18 protein-coding genes are annotated in these 20,104 nt (G+C 71.6%); 14 read left to right on the top strand and 4 right to left on the bottom strand.

The genetic code is table 11. The features are described from left to right. Positions 1–60 precede the first annotated feature (60 nt). The 4 genes from ACFQBR_RS18045 to ACFQBR_RS18030 all read left to right on the top strand — a co-directional run bounded on the left by ACFQBR_RS18045 (position 61) and on the right by ACFQBR_RS18030 (position 6,210). Positions 61–3,687 carry a multifunctional oxoglutarate decarboxylase/oxoglutarate dehydrogenase thiamine pyrophosphate-binding subunit/dihydrolipoyllysine-residue succinyltransferase subunit gene (locus tag ACFQBR_RS18045; RefSeq protein WP_344179733.1) on the top strand — a complete coding sequence of 1,209 codons (3,627 nt, stop codon included), beginning with the start codon at positions 61–63 and terminating at the stop codon, positions 3,685–3,687. Between the two features lie 14 nt (positions 3,688–3,701). Next, complete coding sequence (locus tag ACFQBR_RS18040) at positions 3,702–3,884, top strand: DUF6104 family protein (protein ID WP_267948366.1); 183 nt, start codon at positions 3,702–3,704, stop codon at positions 3,882–3,884. A gap of 325 nt (positions 3,885–4,209) precedes the next feature. Next, entirely contained in the window at positions 4,210–5,061 is an 852-nt protein-coding gene (locus ACFQBR_RS18035) for a DUF4097 family beta strand repeat-containing protein (RefSeq protein ID WP_267948365.1), read from the top strand. Beyond that, on the top strand, positions 5,062–6,210 hold the full coding sequence (locus tag ACFQBR_RS18030) for a PadR family transcriptional regulator (RefSeq protein WP_344179736.1): 1,149 nt from the start codon (positions 5,062–5,064) through the stop codon (positions 6,208–6,210). Between the two features lie 80 nt (positions 6,211–6,290). Here ACFQBR_RS18030 and ACFQBR_RS18025 read toward each other — a convergent pair whose 3' ends face one another. Then, positions 6,291–7,838 carry a serine hydrolase domain-containing protein gene (locus tag ACFQBR_RS18025; protein WP_344179738.1) on the bottom strand — a complete coding sequence of 516 codons (1,548 nt, stop codon included), beginning with the start codon at positions 7,836–7,838 and terminating at the stop codon, positions 6,291–6,293. Positions 7,839–8,238: 400 nt separating this feature from the next. Further along, on the bottom strand, positions 8,239–9,432 hold the full coding sequence (locus ACFQBR_RS18020) for an NAD(P)-dependent malic enzyme (RefSeq protein WP_344179741.1): 1,194 nt from the start codon (positions 9,430–9,432) through the stop codon (positions 8,239–8,241). A gap of 390 nt (positions 9,433–9,822) precedes the next feature. Between ACFQBR_RS18020 and ACFQBR_RS18015 the strand changes: the two genes are divergently transcribed. The 7 genes from ACFQBR_RS18015 (at position 9,823) to ACFQBR_RS17985 (ending at position 15,386) form a co-directional block, all read left to right on the top strand. Then, positions 9,823–10,740: an ABC transporter substrate-binding protein gene (locus ACFQBR_RS18015; protein ID WP_267948361.1), complete on the top strand. Its 918-nt coding sequence runs from the start codon at positions 9,823–9,825 to the stop codon at positions 10,738–10,740. Between the two features lie 43 nt (positions 10,741–10,783). Next, positions 10,784–11,746: an amino acid ABC transporter permease gene (locus ACFQBR_RS18010; protein WP_267948360.1), complete on the top strand. Its 963-nt coding sequence runs from the start codon at positions 10,784–10,786 to the stop codon at positions 11,744–11,746. Beyond that, positions 11,746–12,564: an amino acid ABC transporter ATP-binding protein gene (locus tag ACFQBR_RS18005; protein WP_344179744.1), complete on the top strand. Its 819-nt coding sequence runs from the start codon at positions 11,746–11,748 to the stop codon at positions 12,562–12,564. Before ACFQBR_RS18010 ends, ACFQBR_RS18005 begins: the two co-directional genes overlap by 1 nt. 188 nt (positions 12,565–12,752) lie before the next feature. Next, the gene (locus tag ACFQBR_RS18000; RefSeq protein WP_344179746.1) at positions 12,753–13,340 is read left to right on the top strand and encodes a class I SAM-dependent methyltransferase; all 588 of its coding nucleotides are present in this window, start codon (positions 12,753–12,755) and stop codon (positions 13,338–13,340) included. 203 nt (positions 13,341–13,543) lie between these two features. Further along, the gene (locus ACFQBR_RS17995; RefSeq protein WP_344179747.1) at positions 13,544–14,035 is read left to right on the top strand and encodes a GNAT family N-acetyltransferase; all 492 of its coding nucleotides are present in this window, start codon (positions 13,544–13,546) and stop codon (positions 14,033–14,035) included. A 125-nt stretch (positions 14,036–14,160) separates the two neighbouring features. Beyond that, complete coding sequence (locus ACFQBR_RS17990) at positions 14,161–14,586, top strand: ATP-binding protein (RefSeq protein ID WP_267948356.1); 426 nt, start codon at positions 14,161–14,163, stop codon at positions 14,584–14,586. A gap of 41 nt (positions 14,587–14,627) precedes the next feature. Continuing rightward, a complete protein-coding gene (locus ACFQBR_RS17985; protein WP_267950266.1) occupies positions 14,628–15,386 on the top strand; it encodes an RNA polymerase sigma factor SigF in 759 nt (252 codons plus the stop codon). Positions 15,387–15,419: 33 nt separating this feature from the next. Here ACFQBR_RS17985 and ACFQBR_RS17980 read toward each other — a convergent pair whose 3' ends face one another. Beyond that, positions 15,420–15,809 carry a hypothetical protein gene (locus ACFQBR_RS17980; protein WP_267948355.1) on the bottom strand — a complete coding sequence of 130 codons (390 nt, stop codon included), beginning with the start codon at positions 15,807–15,809 and terminating at the stop codon, positions 15,420–15,422. A 143-nt stretch (positions 15,810–15,952) separates the two neighbouring features. Between ACFQBR_RS17980 and ACFQBR_RS17975 the strand changes: the two genes are divergently transcribed. Further along, positions 15,953–16,885 (top strand): diacylglycerol/lipid kinase family protein, encoded by a 933-nt coding sequence (locus ACFQBR_RS17975; protein WP_344179748.1) that lies wholly within the window; start codon positions 15,953–15,955, stop codon positions 16,883–16,885. Positions 16,886–17,187: 302 nt separating this feature from the next. Then, on the top strand, positions 17,188–17,445 hold the full coding sequence (locus ACFQBR_RS17970; RefSeq protein WP_267948353.1) for a WhiB family transcriptional regulator: 258 nt from the start codon (positions 17,188–17,190) through the stop codon (positions 17,443–17,445). 206 nt (positions 17,446–17,651) lie between these two features. Here ACFQBR_RS17970 and ACFQBR_RS17965 read toward each other — a convergent pair whose 3' ends face one another. After that, entirely contained in the window at positions 17,652–19,196 is a 1,545-nt protein-coding gene (locus tag ACFQBR_RS17965) for a sensor histidine kinase (RefSeq protein WP_267948352.1), read from the bottom strand. Positions 19,197–19,340: 144 nt separating this feature from the next. Between ACFQBR_RS17965 and ACFQBR_RS17960 the strand changes: the two genes are divergently transcribed. Next, a complete protein-coding gene (locus ACFQBR_RS17960) occupies positions 19,341–20,081 on the top strand; it encodes a GntR family transcriptional regulator (protein WP_267948351.1) in 741 nt (246 codons plus the stop codon). The last annotated feature ends 23 nt before the right edge of the window (positions 20,082–20,104 follow it).

Raw genomic sequence — 20,104 nt, 5'->3', positions numbered from 1 at the left:
AGCAGCCACCCGTCTTCATACACATTCACAAGCGAGCTGCGGAAGTGGGCGATCTCCGCCGTGTCGTCTGAGGCGTCTCAACCCCTGACAGACTTCGGTCCCAACGAGTGGTTGGTCGAGGAGCTTTATCAGAAGTACTTGAACGACCCGAACTCCGTCGACAAGGCCTGGTGGAACTTCTTCGCGGACTACAAGCCCGCGGAGACTGCCGGCGCGAAGGGCGGGGGTGCTGCCAAGGCGCAGGACCAGAAGACTCCCGCAGCCCCCGCGCCCAAGAAGTCCGCTGCCCCCCCTGCGCCCGCGCAGGGGAGCAAGGACGAGGCACTCCAGGTCAAGCAGGAGCGTCTGCGCGGTGCACCCGCGCGGACCGCTACCAACATGGAGTCGAGTCTGACCATGCCCACCGCGACGAGTGTGCGCGCGGTGCCGGTCAAGCTCCTGTTCGACAACCGCATCGTCATCAACAACCACCTCCGGCGCGGACGCGGTGGGAAGGTCTCCTTCACCCACCTCATCGGCTACGCGATGGTCAAGGCCGCCAAGGCCATGCCGGAGATGAACTACTCCTACGTCGAGGTCGACGGAAAGCCGGGCGTGGCCAAGCCCGAGCACGTGAACTTCGGTCTCGCGATCGACCTCCAGAAGGCCGACGGTTCCCGTCAGCTCGTGGTGCCCAGCATCAAGGGCTCCGACGAGATGGACTTCAACGAGTTCTGGAGCGGCTACGAGGACATCGTCCGCAAGGCCCGCGCCAACAAGCTGGGCGTGACCGACTTCCAGGGCACCACGATCAGCCTGACCAACCCGGGCGGCATCGGCACCGTGCACTCGGTCCCGCGCCTCATGCCCGGCCAGGGCACCATCCTCGCCGTCGGCGCGATGGAGTACCCGGCGGAGTTCCAGGGGGCGTCCCAGGACACCCTGAGCGAGCTCGGCATCAGCAAGGTCATGACGATCACGTCGACCTACGACCACCGGATCATCCAGGGCGCGCAGTCCGGCGAGTTCCTCCGCCGGATCCACCAGCTCCTCCTGGGCGAGGACGGCTTCTACGACGAGATCTTCAACTCGCTGCGGATCCCGTACGAGCCGGTGCGCTGGGTGCAGGACATCCACGTCAACAAGGCGACGCAGCTCGACAAGACCACCCGGGTCCAGGAGCTCATCCACGCGTACCGCGTGCGCGGCCACCTCATGGCCGACACCAACCCGCTGGACCACGAGCAGCGCAAGCACCCCGACCTGGACGTGCTCGAGCACGGGCTCACCCTGTGGGACCTGGACCGCGAGTTCCCCACCGGGGGCTTCGGCGGCAAGCAGGTCATGAAGCTCCGCGACGTGCTGGGCGTGCTGCGCGACACCTACTGCCGCACGGTGGGTATCGAGTACATGCACATCCAGAGCCCGGAGGAGCGGGAGTGGATCCAGTCGCACGTCGAGCGCGAGCACGAGAAGCTCGACCGCGACGAGCAGCTGCACATCCTGCACAGGCTCAACAGCGCCGAGGCGTTCGAGACCTTCCTCCAGACCAAGTACGTGGGCCAGAAGCGCTTCTCGCTCGAGGGCGGGGAGTCTCTGATCCCGCTGCTGGACGGTGTGATCTCGCGGGCGGCCAAGGCCGAGCTGGACGAGGCCGTCATCGGCATGGCCCACCGCGGCCGGCTGAACGTGCTCGCCAACATCTGCGGCAAGTCGTACGGGCAGATCTTCGGCGAGTTCGAGGGCAACCTCGACCCGCGCAGCGCGCACGGCTCGGGTGACGTCAAGTACCACCTGGGCACCGAGGGGGTCTTCGAGACCCGCGAGGGCGACAGGATCCAGATCTCGCTGGCCGCCAACCCGTCCCACCTGGAGACGGTCGACCCGGTCGCCGAGGGCATCGTCCGCGCCAAGCAGGACGTCCTCAACAAGGGCCCGCACGGCTTCACGGTGCTGCCGATCCTGATCCACGGCGACGCCGCGTTCGCCGGCCAGGGCGTGGTGGCCGAGACGCTCAACCTGTCGCAGCTGCGCGGCTACCGGACCGGCGGCACGGTGCACGTCATCGTGAACAACCAGGTGGGCTTCACCACCTCCCCGGCCGACAGCCGCTCCAGCGTGTACGCCACGGACGTGGCGCGCATGGTGCAGGCGCCCATCTTCCACGTCAACGGGGACGACCCCGAGGCCGTGGTCCGGGTCGCGCACCTGGCCTTCGCGTACCGCCAGGCGTTCAACAAGGACGTCGTGATCGACCTCATCTGCTACCGGCGCCGCGGTCACAACGAGGGTGAGAACCCCGCGTTCACCCAGCCGCTGATGTACGACGTCATCGACGCCAAGCGCTCCACCCGGAAGCTGTTCACCGAGGCCCTCATCGGCCGCGGGGACATCACCGTGGAGGAGGCCGAGTCGGCCCTGCGCGACTACCAGTCCGAGCTCGAACGGGCCTTCACCGAGACCCGCGAGGGCGAGAAGAAGCCGATCGAGCCGGGCGCCGTGGTCAAGCCCGAGGTGTTCACCGAGGGCCGCCTGGACCACTCCGCGGTGGAGACGGCGATCAGCTCCGAGACGGTCAAGCGGATCATCGACACCCAGGTGTCGCTGCCCGAGGGCTTCACGCCGCACCCGCGTCTGGCGCCCCAGCTGGCCCGTCGCGCGACGATGGTCGAGACCGACGCCATCGACTGGGCGACCGGTGAGCTGCTGGCCTTCGGCGGGGTGCTGCTCGACGGCCACCCCGTCCGCCTGATCGGCCAGGACAGCCGCCGCGGCACCTTCGGGCAGCGGCACGCCGCCATCATGGACCGCGACACCGGCGAGACCTACACGCCGCTCAAGCAGTTCGACGAGGGGACCACCCGCTTCCACGCGCACGACTCGCTGCTGAGCGAGTACGCGGCGCTGGGCTTCGAGTACGGCTACTCGCTGACCCGTCCGGACGCGCTGGTCATGTGGGAGGCGCAGTTCGGCGACTTCGTCAACGGCGCCCAGACCGTCATCGACGAGTACATCACCGCCGGCGAGCAGAAGTGGGGCCAGCGCTCCAGCGTGACCCTGCTGCTGCCGCACGGCTACGAGGGCCAGGGGCCGGACCACTCGTCCGCCCGCATCGAGCGGTTCCTGCAGCAGTGCGCGCAGGAGAACATGACCGTCGCGATGCCGTCGACCCCGGCGAGCTACTTCCACCTGCTGCGCTGGCAGGCCAAGTCGCCGTTCCAGCGCCCGCTGGTGGTGTTCACGCCCAAGTCGGTGCTGCGCCTGAAGGCCGCCACCTCGGCCACGTCCGAGTTCACGTCGGGGCACTTCCAGCCGCTGATCCCGGACGACTCGATCGCGCCCGACAAGGTGCGCCGCGTGGTGCTGTGCTCCGGGAAGATCTACTACGACCTGGACGCCGCGCGCCGCAAGAGCGGTGACAAGCACACGGCGATCATCCGGGCGGAGCGGCTCTACCCGCTGCCGATCGAGGAGATCCGCGAGCAGCTCAAGGCCTTCCCGAACGCGGGCGAGGTCCTGTGGGTGCAGGAGGAACCGGCGAACATGGGCCCGTGGCCCTTCGTCGCGCTGGTCTTCTCCGAGCAGCTCGACCGTCCGTTCACCCGGATCTCGCGTCCGGCCTCCTCCGCGCCGGCGGCCGGTTCGGCCAAGCGCCACGAGGCCGAGCAGCGTGCCCTGGTGGACACGGTGTTCCCGCCCGCCGACTGAGGACGGGGCAGAGCGTGTACTACACCGATCGCGGGATCGAGGAGTTGGAGGGCCGCCGCGGCGAGGAGGAGGTCAGCTTCGCCTGGCTCGCCGAGCAGCTGCGGGTGTTCACCGACGTCCACCCCGAGTTCGAGACGCCGGTCGACCGGCTGGCCACCTGGCTGGCCCGGTTGGACGACGAGGACGACGAGGAGTAGTCACCGCCCCTCCGCGTGAGCGGCGGGGTGTGAGGGGCCCGGGTCATGGCGACCCGGGCCCCTTTCCCGTGTCCGGGGCCGGACGCCCGGCCGCCTCGGGGCGCGCCCGGCCGGCGCCGGCGGGAGGCCGTACGAGCGGCCCGCTCCGCCGGGCGCCCCGCCGGAGCGCTCGTCCCCGAGGCCGGGCCGGGGCCCGGGCCCCGGCCCGGCCTCGGGGAGAACCCCTGCTCCCCCCTGAACCGCCCCCGAAACTACGCGACATATCTTGAGTTCCCCCCACTCGCGACATATCGTGAAGGCACAGAGCAAGCGAAGGGAACACACGATGGCGCGTTGGACCATCGACAGGCCGATGACCCAGACCCTGGACGGCATCGTCGCGTTGCGGGTCCGGATCATCGGCGGTCACGTCAACATCCTGCCCACCGACGACCCGGCCACCTTCGAAGTCACCGACATCGTGGGCGACCCCCTCCTGGTCACCCAGGAGGCGGGCATCCTCACCATCCAGTACGAGGACCTCACCGGGCCCGGTTTCCTGGACCGGCTCCGCCCGATGCAGCTCTCCGCCTACAAGCGCGTGCAGCACCGCAGGGCGACCGTCAACCTGCGCCTTCCCCACGACTGCCCGGTGGAGGTCACCACGGCCACCGCGCCCATCGTGGCGGCGGGGATCAGCGCGCGCAGCCAGCTGCGGACCGCCTCCGGCGAGATCACCCTCGACGAGGCCTCGGGCGAGACCGAGATCGCCACCGTCTCGGGCAACACCGCCGTGCGGGGCGCCAGCGGCAACCTCAAGTTCAACAGCGTCAGCGGCCAGCTGGCGGTGGCCGGCGGCCGCCTCTCCGCGCTGAGCGCCAAGACCGTGTCGGGCCAGCTGCTCGCCGACACCGACATCGCGCCCGCCGGCCGGGTGCGGCTCAACTCGGTGTCCGGGGAGATCGCCCTGCGGGTCCCCGCCGACACCTCGGCGACCGTCGAGCTGCGCACCTCGACCTCGCCCGTGAACTCCGACTTCGGCCTGGACCGGCGCAGCGCCCCGGCCAGGACGATCCTCAGCGGAAAGATCGGCAGCGGTGTCGACCCCGCCTCCATCACCGTCAACTCCGCGTCGGGGCGGACCGCGCTGCTGCGGCGCGCGCCCGAGGCCCCGGCCGCGATCCCCGAGGGGGCCTGAATGAGCACCATCTTCGGCCACGGCAGACTGCGGCTCTACCTGCTCAAACTGCTGGACGAGAGCCCGCGGCACGGCTACGAGATCATCAGCCTGCTCCGCGACCGCTTCCTCGGGGTGTACTCGCCCTCCCCCGGCACCATCTACCCGCGCCTCGCACGGCTGGAGGAGGAGGGCCTGGTCACCCACACCGAGGAGGGCGGCCGCAAGGTCTACCGGCTCACGGACAAGGGCCGCGCCGAACTGCGCGGCCGCAGCGGCGACCTCGACGACCTGGAGAAGGAGCTCACCGACTCCGTCCGGGACGTCGCGCGGGCGGTCAAGCAGGACGTGCGCGCCACCATCAGCTCGCTGCGCGAGGAGCTGAAGTTCGCCGCGGGCGGCGCGCGCCGCCCCGAGCCCCCGGCCGGGGGCGACCGGACCGACGGCGGTCGCGAGGAGGCCCCGGGACCCGCACCCTCCGCGGAGGAGGCCGACACCTCGGAACGACGCGCCCCGGAGGCCGGGGATCCGTCTGAGGAGTCCTCCGGCCGGCAGGACGGGGCCCGGGACAGGCCCGGGGACCAGGGCTGCGAGGACGGCTCCCGCTGGGCCCGCGAGTGGGAGCGCTTCGCCCAGGGCTTCGGTGCGTTCGGCGCGGTCTGGAGCCGCGGTGACTCCGAGCGCCGGGCCGGGGGGCCCGAGTTCGACCAGGCCCTGCGCGACTTCGGCGACAGGGTGCGCGACGTCGTCCGCGAGGCGGGCCACGTCGGCGAGGCGGCGGCGCACGACCTCCGGCGCATCCTGGACGACACGGTCGAGGTGATCCGCAAGGACGCGCGGAACTGGGGCCCGACCGGGGACGGCGGCGCCGGGACCGGGACGTCCGGGGAAGCCGCCGAGGAGGCACGGGACGCAGGGGACGCCCCCGGCCCCGAGGGCTCCGGCGACTCCGGCGGCTCCGGCGGACCGGCCGGGACGCACGCGGCTCCCGGGGAACGGGCCCAGGACGGGCCGGAGGCCCGGCCGATGCCCTCCGCCCCGGGAGGGGACCCCTGGAGCGAGGCCGTCGGCGATCCCGGTGACGGGAACGCGGACGGCGCCGCGGAGGGCGGCGACGCCCCGGAACCCGGGAGCGGCTCCGCCGACGGGAGCGGTGGCAAGGACCGGTAGTCGAACGATCGGGGCCCGGCAGGCGTCGCGGGGGCGCGCCTGCCGGGCCCTCTCGTGCCCCCTCCCCCGCCCCGGCGGGGTCAGAGGGAGGCCAGGGCCGCCAGAAGGGCCGTGCCCGCCGCGGCGACGGGGAGCACCAGCACCCACCGCGCCCACCGCCGGGCCCCCCGCGCGGTCGGGAGCTCCGGCCACCGGTACGCGCCCACCGCCAGGGACGCCGCCAGGAGGAACACCCCCGCAACCCATGCCCACGGGGACACCAGGTGCCAGAACCCGGCGAGGCGCGCGTACTCGAGCAGCGCCGCCCCGGCGAGCCCGTGGGCGAGCAGGCCCAGCCGGTCGGTGGGGCGGCGCCACAGGACCCCCGGTCGGCGCCGGGCGGCGAACCCCAGGGCGAGGAGGCCCGGCACGAGCGCGAGAAGGGCGGTGGCCGCTCCGTAGAGCCGCTCCCCCGCCGCGTTGTCCGGGCTGGACTCCTCGACCCCGAGCAACCTGATGCCGATGTCCTCGCTGAACCGGTGCGTGTCGGACAGGACGACGGCGCCCCGGCCGCCGGCGTAGCCGATCCACGCCGTGTGGCCGTTGGTCGTGGCGTTGCCGCCGTGGCCGGTGATCGGCACGCCTCCCAGCGTCTCCACGTACCAGCCGAGGCCCTGTTCGCGCCGTTCGACGTCGCCGGGGGCAACAGGCAGCACCGCCCCGGCGCCCGGGGCCGAGCCGTCCATCACCGCGGCCAGGAGCAGGCCGAGGTCGTACGCGGTCGTGACCAGCCCGCCGGAGGGGCTGTTGGCCTCGGCGCGGTCCGGGACGAGGGGTCGCCCGCGGTCGGCGTCGTGCACACCGAACCCCAGCCCGGCCCCGTCGGTCCAGACCGCGCTGTCGTCCATGTCCAGGGGCTCCAGGATCCTCTCCCGGACCAGGTCCGCGTAGTCGGTCCCCGCGCGGGCCGCGAGGGCGTGCCCCAGCAGGTCGACGCCGGTGTTGGAGTAGTGGTTGGTCCCCCGGAGCCCCGGGTCGACCCTCGCCCGCCCGGCGACGTCCTCCAGGAACTCCTCGACGGAGCCGGGGGGCTCGGGGTGGTGTTTGGCGGCGAACTGCCACAGGGTCTGGGGCAGACTGGTCTCCTCCCTGCTCAGCCCCGCCGTGTGCGTCGCCAGCTCCTCCACCGTGACCCCCGACAGGGCCGGGTCGGCGAAGTCGAGGCCGTCCAGGAGGTCGCCGACGCGCGTGTCCGGGGTGAGTTCGCCGCGGTCGACCATGTCGGCGAGCAGCATCCCGGGGAGGACCTTGGCGACCGAGGCGGACCCGAACAAGGTCCGTCGGTCCACCGGATCGCCGCCGGTCCCGGCACCGCCCAGCTCCGCCGTGCGCACGCGGAGCGCGCCGTACCCGTCCGGTTCGACGACGGCGACCGCCAACCCGTGGTAGCCGGTGGGATCGGTGATCCCGTCCCGGACCTGTGCGGCCAGCTCCGTGTCCCCGCCGGACCGCGGTCCGAGCTCGTAGGGGCGCGGCGCTGCCGTCACCGCGCAGACCGCGGCGAGGACGGCGAGAGCGGCGGGCAGCGCCGTCACCGCCCACCGCCCGCGGGGGCGGCGCCTGTGGGGGGCGGGGTCGGGGTCGTTCATCGGCGGCGGGGCTCCTCGCTCGGGTCCGCGCCCTCGGTGGCGCGGGTGACCTGGAAGAACCTACGGCCGCGGCCCTCGGCGCCGCCCTACGCCCCTCCCCCGGTTCCGGGGTGGGGCCGGCCCCACCCCCGGAGGCGCCGGGGCCGTCCGCGCACAGGGGAGGGACGGGCTGCGCCCGCCGGGACCTCGGGGCCGGGCCCGTGCAGGGTCCTCCGAGGCGACTCGACGCCACCGGCCGCCCCGTTCCCGTGTACGGGTCCCGGGCCCCCGCACACGGGAACGGGGCCCCGGCGCGTGCGCGCCGGGGCCCCGTCGTGTCACCGCGGTCCCGCGTGGTGTGTCCCGCGCCCGCTTCCGACCGGCGCCTCCGCCCCGCGGTCGCGGAACGGCGCGCGCGGTCCTACGCGCGGACGACCCCGTCCTCGCGGGCCTGGGCGGCGACCGCGGCGGAGACCGCGGGAACCACCCGCGGGTCGAAGGGGCTGGGGATGACGTAGTCGGCGGCCAGGTCGTCGCCGACGAGCCCGGCGAGCGCCTCGGCCGCGGCCAGCTTCATGCTCTCGGTGATGTCCGTGGCGCGGGCGTCGAACGCCCCCCGGAACACGCCGGGGAAGGCCAGCACGTTGTTGATCTGGTTCGGGAAGTCGCTGCGCCCGGTGGCGACGACGCTCGCGTACTTGCGGGCGACGTCGGGGTGCACCTCGGGCTTGGGGTTGGCCATCGCGAAGATGATCGCGTCGTCGGCCATGGTGGCCACGACCGACTCCGGGACCTCCCCGGAGGACAGGCCGATGAACACGTCGGCGCCGGCGAGCGCGCTCTCGATGGAGCCGCGCAGCCCGGCCCGGTTGCTGATCCCGGCCAGCTCCTGCTTGACCGGGTTCAGGCCCTCCCGGCCGTCGTGGATCATGCCCTTGGAGTCCGCGACGGCGATGTCGCCGATCCCGCCGTCGATGAGCATCTTGGTGACGGCGACCCCGGCGGAGCCCGCCCCGGAGACGACGACGCGCAGGTCGGCGAGGGTTCGGCCGGTCAGGCGCGCGGCGTTGTGCAGCGCGGCGACCGTGACGATCGCCGTGCCGTGCTGGTCGTCGTGGAAGACGGGGATGTCGAGGCGCTCGCGGAGCCGGCGCTCGATCTCGAAGCAGCGGGGGGCCGCGATGTCCTCCAGGTTGATCCCGCCGAAGGACGGGGCCATCCGGACCACGGTCTCGACGATCTCGTCGACGCCGGTGCAGCCCAGTGCGATCGGCACGGAGTCGACGTCGCCGAACTGCTTGAACAGCAGCGACTTGCCCTCCATGACGGGCAGGGAGGCCTCGGGGCCGATGTCGCCCAGGCCCAGCACCGCGGTGCCGTCGGTGACGACGGCGACCAGGTTGCTCTTCCAGGTGTAGGTCTCGACGAGCTCGGGGGTCTCGGCGATGGCGTCGCAGACGCGGGCGACGCCGGGGGTGTAGGCGAGGGACAGCCCCTCGTGGTCGTGGACGTCGACGGAGGAGGAGATGTGGAGCTTGCCACCGCGGTGCAGCGCGAAGGCCGGGTCCTCGTCGAGGTGGGAATGCTGGTCTTGGGTACGCGAAACGGTCGTCACTACTCAAACCCCTCGGTGTGCGTGTCCACCCGGCCGTCGGCCATGACGGGGGCGGACCTTGGCAGTGGTGCGAACCGCGCGCGAAGAAGTGAAGGTGCCAGGGGAGCTCTCCTCCGGTGCCGGTCGGCCATGACCGGTGGTGTCGCCGGGGGTGAGTCGTTCTTCGCCGGACTCTTATGCGAGTACTGCGCGGTCGCCTCTCACGGGGATGACCCGTTACGCAATCCTCTCACAACGGTGACCACAGGAAAATCGCGGGTCGGCACGATAGGACGGCACCGACTTATCAGCTTTTGTCGCACAATGATCTCAATAGTCGTTTTGGCTCGGGCGGTGGGGCCACGAACCCGCCTCCGACCAGGCACTCCGTGCTCTGAAGGAGACCCCACGATGGCTCTGCTCAAGCCCCACTCCGCGCCTCTCACCCTGGGCGCCCTGTCCGTCGCCGGCGTCCTGGCCCTGACCGCGTGCGGCGGGGACGGCGGCGCCTCGGAGGAGACCGCGACGCCCGAGGCCCCCGCCGTCGAGGTCGACGAGGAGCTCGCCGCGCTGGTGCCCGCGGACATCGCCGAGGCCGGTTCCGTCACGATCGGCGTCGAGGCCTCCTACCCGCCCGGGGAGTACCTGGACGAGGACGGCGAGACGGCCCTCGGCTTCAACGTGGACCTGGTCACCGCGGCCCTCGGCAAGCTCGGCCTGGAGGCCGAGTGGGTGCCGACCGCCTTCGACTCCATCGTCATCGGCGTCGACACCGGGACCTACGACCTTGGCTCGTCCTCGTTCACCGTCACCGAGGAGCGCATGGAGCAGGTCAACATGATCAGCTACTTCTCCTCGGGCACCCAGTGGTTCGCCCAGACCGGCAACCCGCAGGACGTCGACCCCGACAACGCCTGCGGCATGCGCATCGCGGTCCAGTCCGACACCACCCACGACGCCGACATCGAGGCGCGCAGCGAGGCCTGCGTCGAGGCCGGCGAAGAGGCCATCACCATCCAGAAGTTCGAGAACCAGCCGCTCGCGACCGAGACCGTCGTCTCCGGGGTCAACGACGCGTCCCTGGCCGACATGCCCACCGCCGTCTACGCGCTGGAGCAGACCGGCGAGGGCGTCCTGGAGCTCATCGGGGAGCAGTACGACGCCGCCCCGTACGGCGTCCTCACCCACAAGGAGGACACCGAGCTCGCCGAGGCCGTCGCCGCGGCCTTCAACGCCATCATCGAGGACGGCACCTACACCGAGATCCTGGGCGAGTGGGGCGTCGAGGCCGGTGTCCTGGAGACCGCCGAGGTGAACCCCGAGCTGTAGGGGCACAACCCCCACAGACATCCACCGAGCGAAAGACTGACCTGTGTCCTCACCGACCGAACCGGTGAGCGGTCCGGGGTCGCCGAATCCGACCCCGGGCCGCTCCACCGAGCCCGTCACCGCCGTCCCCGTCCGCTACCCGGAGCGGTGGGTCGCCGCGGCGGTGATCCTGGTCCTCGCCGCCATGTTCGTGCACATGCTGTTCACGAACGACGCGTTCAACTGGCCGTTCATGCTGGAGCACATGTTCTCGGACCCGGTGGTCCGCGGCGTGTGGGTCACCATCAGCGCCACCGTGCTCTCGATGCTCATCGGCATCGTCCTGGGCATCGTCCTCGCGGTGATGCGGCTCTCCGGGAACCCCGTCCTGATGGCGGTCTCGTGGCTGTACACCTGGTTCTTCCGCGGTGTGCCCCGCCTGGTGCTGGCGGTGCTCTTCGGCAACATCGCCATCCTGTACACCACGATCGCCATCGGCCTGCCGTTCGACAACTACTGGATGCCGTGGCTCGGGCTGGAGGGCGACGCCCGCTTCTTCGAGATCGACACCCGCACCCTCCTGAGCGGCTACGTGGCGGGCCTGCTCGCCCTGTCGCTCTCCGAGGGCGCCTACATGGCCGAGATCATCCGGGCCGGGCTCCAGTCCGTCGACAAGGGGCAGACCGAGGCCGCGCAGGCCCTCGGCATGGGCCGCGGCAGGATCATGCGGCGGATCACCCTGCCGCAGGCCATGCGGGTCGTCATCCCGCCCACGGGCAACGAGACCATCGCCATGCTCAAGGACACGGCGCTGCTGGCGTACGTGCCGGTCACCATCGAGCTGTTCTACCAGCTCCAGGCCATCGGATCCCGGACCTACCAGATCTTCCCGATGCTGGTCGCCGCCTGCCTGTGGTACCTCACCATCACCAGCGTGCTGATGGTCGGCCAGTACTTCATCGAGCGCAGGTTCAACCCCGGCCAGTACGGCGGGATCCGTGGCCGCATCGTCGGAGGGGCTCACTGATGGGCGAGCAGAGCAGCGACCGGGTCATCGAGACGGCCGAGGGCGCCGAGCTGCCCGCCGACGCCCTCGTGGTGGCCGACAACGTGCACAAGAGCTTCGGGCGACTGGAGGTCCTCAAGGGCATCGACCTCCAGGTCAGGCGCGGTGAGGTCATGTGCATCATCGGCCCCTCGGGGTCGGGGAAGTCGACGTTCCTCCGGTGCGTCAACCACCTGGAGAAGCTCTCCGCCGGACGGCTGTGGGTCAACGGGGAGCTCATGGGCTACCGGCAGAAGCGCGGCCGCCTGTACGAACTCCGCGACAACGAGATCGCCGCCCAGCGCAGCGACATCGGGATGGTCTTCCAGCGGTTCAACCTGTTCCCGCACCTGAGCGTCGTCGGCAACATCATCGAGGCCCCGGTGCAGGTCAAGAAGGTCCCGCGCGCGGAGGCCACCGCCAAGGCCCTGGAGCTCCTGGAGCGCGTGGGCCTGCCGGACAAGGCGGACGCCTACCCGGACCAGCTCTCCGGCGGCCAGCAGCAGCGCGTGGCGATCGCCCGCGCGCTGGCCATGGAACCGGCCCTCATGCTGTTCGACGAGCCCACCAGCGCGCTCGACCCGGAGCTGGTCGGCGAGGTCCTGGACGTCATGCGCGACCTGGCCCGGGGAGGCATGACCATGGTGGTCGTCACCCACGAGATGGGGTTCGCCCGCGAGGTCGGCGACTCCCTGGTGTTCATGGACGACGGCCTCGTGGTGGAGTCCGGGGTGCCCTCCGAGGTGCTCTCCTCCCCCAGGCACGAGCGCACCCGGGCCTTCCTGTCCAAGGTGCTCTAGAGTCGGTCTCCTTCCCCGGGCGCCCCGCACCGCCGGTGCGGGGCGCCCGCGTCTTCCGGCCCGGCCCCGGGAGGGCCCGCCCGGGGCCGGAAGGCCGGAACCGGCCGGGAACGCGCCCCGTCTTCCCCTTGACCCGAAGACGGCGGGGACCCAGAGTCGTGGTGTAGGCGCCGCTGCCAGGGGGAGACATGGATTCGCGCACGGAGGACGGCCGCAGGCGCGGGGAGCGGCCGACCGCCCATCACGACCACGGCGGGCGCTTCCAGAGCCCGGCCATGCGCCGGACGCGGGAGATCCTGTGCGCCGGGGCCCGGGGGCACACGCTGGAGGTGGGGGTGGGCGCGGGCAGGAACCTGCGCCACTACCCTCCCCAGGTCCGGCTCACCGGCATCGACCCCGACCCGGAGGCGCTGTCCCGGGCCCGCGAGAGGGCCGACGAGCTGGGCATGCCCGCCCGCCTCGTCGAGGGCGACCCCCAGGACCTGGACTTCCCCGACCAGACCTTCGGCACCGTCCTGTGCACGCTGGCGCTGTGCGCCGTGCCGGACCAGCGGCGCGCGCTGGCGGAGATGTACCGGGTCCTGGTGCCGGGCGGCAGGCTTCTCATGGTCGACCACATCGAGTACGCCCGGCTGCCCGGACGGCTCGTCGAGCAGCGCCGCGAGAACCCGCGCCGCCTGCCCAGGGAGGTCGCCGCGGAGGTCGGCTTCGAGATCGGCCACCACGACCGCCTGGTCCTGGGTCTCGTCGAACGCGTGGTCGCCCACCGGCCCTGAGCGCGGGCGGTAGGGCTTCCGGGCCGTGCCGGCCGCGCCCGCCGCCCCCGCTCCCCGGCCCCGTGAGGACCCACGGCCCTCCCGCGTGCGGACGGCCGGGCGGCCCCGTCCCCCGGCCGCGCGGGCGGCCCACGGGTTCCTCCCTCCCCAGCGCATAGGCTGTGGGTGACCGTGTCCGCCGATCCGCGACCCGAGGTGACCCGATGATCCGTCCCGCCCGGCCCGACGACGTCCCCGTCATCCACCGGATGATCCGGGAGCTCGCCGAGTACGAGAAGGAGCCCGAGGCGGCGGTCGCCACCCAGGACGACCTGCGCACCGCGCTCTTCGGCCCGGACGCGTCGGTGTTCGCGCACATCGCGGAGGACGTCGGCGGGGACGGCGACGCCGTTCCCGTCGGGTTCGCGCTCTGGTTCCTCAACTTCTCCACCTGGACCGGCAGGCACGGCGTCTACCTGGAGGACCTGTACGTCCGCCCGGAGTCGCGCGGCGGGGGCCACGGCCTGGCCCTGCTCCGGACCCTGGCGGAGATCTGCGTGGAGCGCGGCTACTCCCGCCTGGAGTGGTCCGTCCTCGACTGGAACGAGCCCTCGATCCGGTTCTACGAGGCGCTCGGCTCCCGGCCCATGGACGGATGGACGGTGCGCCGCCTGGACGGCGCGGCGCTGACCGCCCTGGGCTCCCCGCGGGACTGAGGGGGGGCGATCGTCTCGCCTTCATTCCGGATCCATCGGACACGATCCGTTCTCCCTGCGTCAGTGGCAGGGTGAAACGAGATACATTGCTTTCAAGCGGCAACCTCGCCCCCCGAAGGAGGGACGTGACCGAAGAAACCGCTGTGCCCACGGCCGACGCCATTGGCGTCAGGGACGCTGTCACCGTCAACATGCCTGCGGACAGCGCTTATCTGTCCGTCTTGCGGACGGCGACGGCCGGCCTGGCCGCGCGACTCGATTTCACCCTCGACGAGATCGAGGACCTGAGGATCGGTGTCGACGAGGCCTGCGCGATGCTCCTCTCCCAGGCGTTGCCCGGCACAGAACTGACCACGGAATTTGAACTCACCCCCGAGGGAATGCGCATCTCCGTCTCGGTGCTCACCGCAGACGGCCGCCTTCCCGCCCGCGACACCTTCGCGTGGACCGTCCTCTCCGCCCTCGCGGGCGAGGTCGACTCGGGGGTCGGTCCGGACGACCGCGTCTACATCGTCCTGTACAAACGCCGCGGCACCCTGGAGTCGGCGTGAGCGAAAGGGGGCCCGCTCTGACAGCGAAGACCGAACACGCGGTGCCCGACCGGGCGCGAGCGAGACTGTTGTTCGAGCGCCTTAACGAACTCGACGCGGACTCCGAGGAGCGCCGTCGGATCCGCGACGAACTGGTGGAGCTCCACCTGCCCTTGGTGGAGTACCTGGCCCGACGCTTCCGCAACCGCGGCGAGTGGCTGGACGACCTCACCCAGGTGGCCACGATCGGGCTGATCAAGTCCATCGACAGGTTCGACCTGGAGCGCGGGGTGGAGTTCTCCACCTACGCGACCCCGACCATCGTCGGTGAGATCAAGCGCCACTTCCGCGACAAGGGCTGGGCGGTGCGGGTTCCCCGCCGCCTCCAGGAGCTGAAGCTCTCGCTCACCAAGGCGGTCAGCGACCTGTCACAGCGGGAGGGGCGCTCCCCGACCGTGGCGGAGCTCGCCGCCCACCTCCAGATGACCGAGGAGGAGGTGCTGGAGGGCCTGGAGTCCGCCAACGCCTACTCGACGGTGTCGCTGGACGCTCCCGACAGCGGTGACGAGGACGCCCCCGCGGTGGCCGACTCGCTGGGCATCGTGGACGAGTCCCTGGAGGGCGTGGAGTACCGGGAGTCGCTCAAGCCCCTCCTGGAACAGCTCCCGCCGCGGGAGAAGCGCATCCTGCTGCTGCGCTTCTTCGGCAACATGACCCAGTCGCAGATCGCCCAGGAACTGGGGATCTCGCAGATGCACGTGTCCCGTCTGCTGGCACGCACACTGGCGCAGCTGCGCCAGGCCCTGACCACGGACGACTGAGCGGACGGCGGTCCGCCGCGGGCGGCCGCGGAGCTACTTCCCCCGCTCCTCGGGGAAGAGCGCCGCGGTCGTCGGCGGCGAGAGCACCGCGGCGGAGGCGCACACCGCCACGCCCAGCAGCACCGCCCCGATCGCGTACTGCTCGCTGGTGAACATGTAGTAGGACACCACCGCGAGGAAGAGCTGCGTGACGAACACCGGCGTCCTGGCCCACTCCCTGAGCTGCCAGAGCCCCCGCGCGACGAACACCAGCAGCGCGCCCACGCCCAGGCCCAGGGCGGCCAGGGGGATCGCGTTGGTGAGGTCGCCGGCCCGGCCGGTGACGGCGATGACGAAGCTGTAGAGTCCGCCGACCGCCGCGGCCAGCCCGATCAGGGCCTCCAGTGCTGCTGCGGCGACGACGGTGACGGGACGAGAAGACACCCGACGAGCCTATACGCGCCCGCGCGGCCCCGCCGCCCGCCCCCGGGCTTCGCGCCCGGCCGCGCGGGCCCCGCGGCGGACATCCGCGGGGCCCGTCACGGGTACGGCGGGCCCCGTACCCCCCGAACGCCTACACTGAGCGGGTGCGCGCCCTATTCATCGTGAACCCCCAGGCGACCACGACCACGTCACGGACCCGTGAGGTGATCCTGGGCGCCCTGGCCTCGGAGCTGGACATCACCGTCGCCGAGACCGAGTACCGCGACCACGCCGTGGTCCTCGCCCGCGAGGCCGCGGCCCGCGGCTACGAGCTCGTGCTGAGCCTCGGCGGCGACGGCACCGTCAACGAGGTGGTCAACGGCCTCCTGACGGCCCCCGAGGGGCTGAAGCGTCCGCGCTACGCGGTGATCCCGGGCGGCAGCGCCAACGTGTTCATCCGCGCCCTCGGCGTGCCCGGCGATCCGGTGGAGGCGACCGGCGCGGTGCTCGAGGCGGTCCGCGAGGGGCGCGAGCGCGAGATCAACCTCGGGCGGATCACCAGCGACCAGGACGACCGCTACTTCACTTTCTGTGCCGGCTTCGGATGGGACGCCGATGTGGTCCAGCAGGTGGAGCACGAGCGCGCGAACGGCCGCAAGGCCACCCCGGCGCTGTACGCCGAAGTCGCGGTAAAGCTGTTCTTCCAGGGTGATATCCGCGATCCGTCACTAAGCGTGTCCAGTCGCGGAAGGAACCTCGAAGAGGTGTATTTCGCGCTCGTCACCAACACCACACCGTGGACGTACGCGGGCGCCCTCCCCCTTCAGCCGACCCCCGCGTCCCGTTTCGAGCTGGGGCTGGACGCTTTCGCCCTGACCCACTCGTCACACGCGATCACCGGCTGGGTTCTTTCCCAAATGTTCTTCCCCAAAGGCTTGCCCGCGCAGGGGGACGGCTACGCCACGTGGCATGACCAGGACTCTCTCCGCATCACGTCGTCGCACCCCAGGGCGTTCCAAATCGACGGCGAATACCTGGGCGACCGAGAACAGGTCAACTTCCACTCTGTACCGAAGGCATTACGAATCATCTGTTAATTGCGGCGATAGATGCCATTCGCAAGCACTGTGACGCACCTGACACACCGATCAGGACCTTCGGCCTCGGGACCTCTTGCATGCCCCGGGGAACCCTGTCACGCTCAAGATATCGCCGCGAGTTACGGGCGAGTTAATTTGGGCGCTTCCCACATGGCCGTGGGGTGAAACCTGAACCATCTCGGCCTGGACATCCTCCGATGGGACCCATCCATCGGGCGCCCTTCGCACAATCCGCACACGCGCACGATCGTGAAAAGCTTCACAAGCATCCGATCGCCTCACCGTGAGGAGTGGACCGCATGGACTGGCGCCATGACGCAGCCTGCCGTGACGAAGACCCCGAACTCTTCTTTCCCATCGGGAACTTCGGCCCCGCACTGATCCAGATCGAGGAAGCGAAGGCGGTCTGTCAGCGCTGCCCCGTCAGCTCGGCCTGTCTGAAGTGGGCGCTGGAGAGCGGCCAGGACGGCGGTGTGTGGGGCGGCACCAGCGAGGACGAGCGCCGCCTGCTCAAGAAGCGCCGCGGCTCCTCCCACCGCTCCATGGTCCGCAGCTGACACCCCCTCGGCCGCACCCGCGGCCACAGCGGTACACCGCCGCACCGGCGCACCCCCTCCGGTGACACCGGCGGAACCCCCGCGGCGGAACCCGCCGCGGGAGGCTCGTCCCGACGGACGGCGCTCCCCCGTGCGCACACGGGGAGCGCGAGAGGTCCCCGCGGCGCGACGGGGACCGCGCGCCTCCCCTTCCGGGGAGACCTCCCTCAGGGCACCTCGCCCTCCTCGCGCTCCAGCGGCAGGCTGATGGCGACCTCGGTCCCGCCGCTCTCCATCGGCTTGATCGCCAGGGTTCCCCCCAGCTCGCCCACGATGAGGGTCCGCACGATCTGGAGTCCCAGGCTCGTGGCGCCCTCCAGGTCGAAGTCGAGGGGCAGCCCGCCGCCGTCGTCGGACACGGCCAGCTCCAGGCTCCCCGAGCCCGGATGGGCGGGCTCCGGGTCGAACCGGCGCACCCGCACCTCGATCCGCCCCGGCCCCTGCTCCAGCCCGTGCTCGACGGCGTTCTGCACGAGCTCGGCGAGCACCATCGACAGCGGCGTCGCCACCAGGGCGTTCAGCAGCCCGAAGCCGCCGACCCTGCGGGGCACGACCGTTCCGCCGGTCGAGGAGACCTCCGCCGCCATCTGGATCACCCGGTCGGCGATGTCGTCGAAGTCCACGACCTCGTCCGGGGTGTGCGAGAGCATCTCGTGCACGATCGCGATGGACCCGACCCGGCCCACCGCCTCGTCCAGCGCCGCCCGCGCCTCGGGCACGTCCAGGCGCCGGGACTGGAGCCGCAGCAGGGCGGCCACCGTCTGGAGGTTGTTCTTGACCCGGTGGTGGATCTCCCGGATGGTGGCGTCCTTGGTCATCAGCTCGCGCTCGCGCCGCCGCAGCTCGGTGACGTCGCGGACCATCACCAGCGCCCCTATGCGCACCCCGTCGATGACCAGGGGGATGGCACGCAGCTGCACGGTGACGCCGCGCGTCTCCACCTCCGCCTCCTGCGGCGCACGGCCGCTCGCGGTGTAGGTGAGCGCCTCGTCCCGCGCCTCCCCCGTGGCGGCCAGCTCCAGGGTGGTGCGGTCCAGGCGCGCGCCCACCAGGTCGGCCGCCAGCCCGAGCCGCCGGTAGGCCGAGAGGGCGTTGGGGCTGGCGTAGACCACCTCGCCGTTCTGGTCCAGCCGCAGGAGCCCGTCGCCCACGCGCGGGGACCGCACCATGAGCGGCCCCTGGTCGCTGAACGGGAACGCCCCCTCGGCGATCATCTGCGCCAGGTCGCCCGCGCTCTGGAGGTAGGTCAGCTCCAGGCGGCTGGGCGTGCGCGCCGAGCTCAGGTTGGTGCTGCGCTGGATGACGCCGATGAGGTTGCCCTCGCGGCGCACCGGGATGGTCTCCTCCCGCACGGGGACCCCCCCGGACCAGTCCGGGTCGCCGTCGCGGCAGATCCGCCCCTCGCTCCACGCGCGGTCGATGAGGGCCCTGCGGCCGACCGCCCGCGACGCCGTCCGCGACGTGACATCCGTCATGTCGTCCAGGAGCACGGCCTCGACCAGGTCGTCCTGGAAGGCGGTCGGGCCGGTCGTGGGGCGCATCTGGGCGATCGACACCCAGCCGTCGTCCTCGCGCAGTCGCACCCACAGCACGAGGTCCGCGAAGGACAGGTCCGCGAGGAGCTGCCAGTCCGAGACCAGGGAGTGGATCCACTCCAGGTCCGCTTGTTTGAGTGACGTGTGTCGCCGGATGAGATCACTGAGGTGAGGCACTCACAAATCATCCCATGAAGGCGTGCATACTCAAGGGGTACGCACTCGACCAGTGGTCCACACCAATCGGCGGCCGCCCGCCCGCCGTACCGGCCACGCCGGCGGGGTGTGTGCGGCAAGCGCGGGACGCGGCGGAGGAGACTGATGACTGGTCAGCGCACACTGGACGGCAACCCCCGGGTGCCGAAGTACTACCAGGTGAAGAAGCAGCTCCTTGAGCTGATCGAGGCGATGCCCGCGGGCAACCCGGTCCCCCCGGAGAGGGCGCTGGCGACCCAGTTCGGCACGTCCCGGACGACGGTGCGCCAGGCGCTGACCGAGATGGTGGTGGAGGGCCGCCTCCTCCGCATCCAGGGCAAGGGCACGTTCGTGGCCAAGCCGAAGGTCGCCCAGGTGCTCCAGCTCACCAGCTACACACAGGAGATGCGCGCGCACGGCCTGCACCCGGCGACCCGCATCCTGGACGTGAGCTACATCAACGCCGACGACCAGCTCGCCGAGCTCCTCGCGATCCGCTCGGGCGGCCGCGTGCTGCGCATCGAGCGGCTGCGCCTGGCCAACGGCGAGCCGATGGCCGTGGAGACCGCCCACCTCGCCGCACGGCGCTTCCCGGGCCTCCGGCGCCAGTTGGACCGCTACGCCTCGCTGTACGAAGCCCTGGCGAGCGCCTACGACGTCTCCCTGGCCGAGGCGGAGGCGTCGATCGAGACGGTCCTGGCCACCCCCAACGAGGCCCGGCTGCTGGGCGTGGACGTCGGCCTGCCCCTGGTGCTGCACTGCCAGCACAGCTTCGACGGCGACGGCCACCCGGTGGAGTGGGTGCGGTCGCTGTACCGCGGCGACCGCTACAAGTTCGTCACCCGCCTGCGCCCGCCCCTGGACTGACGGGCCCCGCCGCTCCCCCCGCG

Source organism: Nocardiopsis tropica (assembly GCF_042660575.1).
GTDB lineage: Bacteria > Actinomycetota > Actinomycetes > Streptosporangiales > Streptosporangiaceae > Nocardiopsis > Nocardiopsis tropica.
The sequence above is the reverse complement of the archived record's forward strand: the minus strand, read 5'-3'. Positions and strand labels throughout refer to the sequence as shown.